The sequence below is a fragment of the Cryobacterium sp. MLB-32 genome, assembly GCF_000738085.1.
GTDB lineage: Bacteria > Actinomycetota > Actinomycetes > Actinomycetales > Microbacteriaceae > Cryobacterium.
The window spans coordinates 1-1,991 of sequence record NZ_JPRS01000403.1 but is presented as its reverse complement, the minus strand read 5'-3'; the positions used below and the strand labels follow the sequence as shown (position 1 = coordinate 1,991).

Below are 1,991 nucleotides of genomic sequence, written 5' to 3'. Positions count from 1 at the left end.
CCCGGTACTGGACCAGAGCTTGGACAGCTGCGCCAGCGATTCGGGCGAGCACGTCTGTTGTTCGATATTTGGCTATCCACACCGGTGGAACTGCGTCGTGGTCCCTCTCGTATCACGGCGGTGCTACAGATCGGAGAGGACGAGAGAGCCTAGCGAACGAGCACTTAGAGGGGGCGTGTGTGGTGCTGCGAGGTGACAGCCCAGGCAGTGGATAAGACGATGGATTGCGTTGAACCCGCTTGATCGTTCAGCGCGGCGGCGTGGCTCCATATGAAGATCCATGTTCTCACCATGGCTTTGTCGGCCGCCGACGGGTTCGCCAGGTTGTGCAGGCAGATGGCATAGGTTTCAACCACGAAGGCGTCATAGAGGTTGCCGAAGGCGGAGGGCATCGCCGGCGGCCACTCGTTCAAGAAGCAGATGACCGCCGACACCGTCCCCTGGAGCATGTGGCTGCGTTTCGGCGGCGGTCACGGTGTGGCCCACGACGATGATCGACTGGCAGCTGTAAACAAGGCACTCCCTAGAAATGGTGAGTGAATCCGGTCACAGAATCTGGAAAGACACAAGAAATATAGGAGGGCTAAATCGGGTGTGTCAAGGCCGCGGACGAAGAAATAGGTGACAGGACGCCGTCGAAATACACGATCTGCCCGTGCGGTTCAGGAGGCAACACCGCGAAAAAAGACGCACGGAATGACTGAACTCGGCCCGCCAGAAAGAGCGATCACACTGACTTTAAGCCGTGATCAGCAGGCGCAAACTGAAGCGCGATTTCGCGGCGCCTGCATCTCATGCTGGATGAGATGGTCCTTGAGCTGAGCCTCAGACGCGTCCCCGCCGATGGCCAGAAACTCTGAGCGTGGTGGATCCTTCGTAATCTGCTGAGAGCGCGCGCGCGACGCTTCCGAGCGCATATGGGAAGAGAGGTTTAGGGTGACAATATGGCCATCGTGCCCATTGCATTCCACGGGACTACCCTCGAATACGGGACCCCCGATCAGCCGTTGGTTCTCGTGCTGCACGACTGGTACGGCCGGCTGAACGGCCTGGAAGACTACGGCAGGTCTCTTGCCCAACAAGGCTTTCACGTGATCATCCCGGATCTTTACGACGGGTGGGCTGCCACCGACGATGAGGATGCGGCAGTTCTCGCCCGGCTCAGCCTGCCGATGGCCGTGGAGAGGATTCAAGAGTTCGTGCGCGCTGGGCGTGCAGGCGACGCGCCAAGAATAGGGGTGGTTGGTTTTTCGATGGGTGGCTGGCTCGCACTGCTCCTAGCCCAAACCGGGTCCGTCGACGCGATCGTCGTCTATGACGCGATGCTCAGTGAGGTGGATCAAGGGGTGATGCCCTGCCCTGTTCAACTACATTTTGCGGGGGTGGATACTCCTCATTCTGCAGCCTTCGTCGTCCGGCTCATCGGCGACGGGGCAACCCTGGAACGCTTCGACTATGTCGGGTCAGAACAGCCCTTCGCAAACGCGTGTGTTCCCCGCACCATGACGCCGGCATCTGCAATCCGCGCCCTGGTACGTACAGCATCGTTTCTTCAGAAGTACCTCGTCACGTAACTTCGATCCGCACAGCCGCCGGGCCAGATGACGGGGTATCTTCGGCACTGGGCCGCGTGGGCGGGCGGGGTGAGCGTGGACGCTGAAGCAGTGACGCTCGTCATCATCGTCAGTGCGCGCCACGGCATCGTCCCCAATCACTTGATCGGGGGTCGACTCGTAGATCGAGGCCGCGACTGTCCGTCGCCGCCCGCCAAGCACTAATCGGTACGCCGCGGAGCACATCAGGCCAAGAACAGCGTTGTCCGGCTGAGGCCGATCACCAGCCTGCGGGCGAATGACCTCCCACGGAATACTGAATGCTTTTTCCACGTGACACACATCACTATGGGCAAGATCAGTCCCATTGACACGGTCACGCATGGGGCGACTTATTCCAGCACTCCGTCCCTTGGCAAGGATATGTTTCGGTACCAA

The 1,991-nt window shown here is 59.9% G+C and carries 2 protein-coding genes; one reads left to right on the top strand and one right to left on the bottom strand.

Going from position 1 to position 1,991, the window contains the following annotated elements; translation table 11 throughout:
- Window positions 1–164: 164 nt before the first annotated feature.
- Window positions 165–449 carry a hypothetical protein gene (locus JF66_RS18950; protein WP_035880433.1) on the bottom strand — a complete coding sequence of 95 codons (285 nt, stop codon included), beginning with the start codon at window positions 447–449 and terminating at the stop codon, window positions 165–167.
- Window positions 450–944: 495 nt separating this feature from the next.
- On the opposite strand from JF66_RS18950, the gene JF66_RS18945 reads away from it, so the two are divergent.
- Window positions 945–1,574 (top strand): dienelactone hydrolase family protein, encoded by a 630-nt coding sequence (locus JF66_RS18945; RefSeq protein ID WP_035880432.1) that lies wholly within the window; start codon window positions 945–947, stop codon window positions 1,572–1,574.
- The last annotated feature ends 417 nt before the right edge of the window (window positions 1,575–1,991 follow it).

What these genes read in the sequence shown, in the direction of transcription:
- JF66_RS18950 (WP_035880433.1), bottom strand. Translation starts at nt 449, where the DNA reads ATGCTCCAGGGGACGGTGTCGGCGGTCATCTGCTTCTTGAACGAGTGG.
- JF66_RS18945 (WP_035880432.1), top strand. Translation starts at nt 945, where the DNA reads ATGGCCATCGTGCCCATTGCATTCCACGGGACTACCCTCGAATACGGG.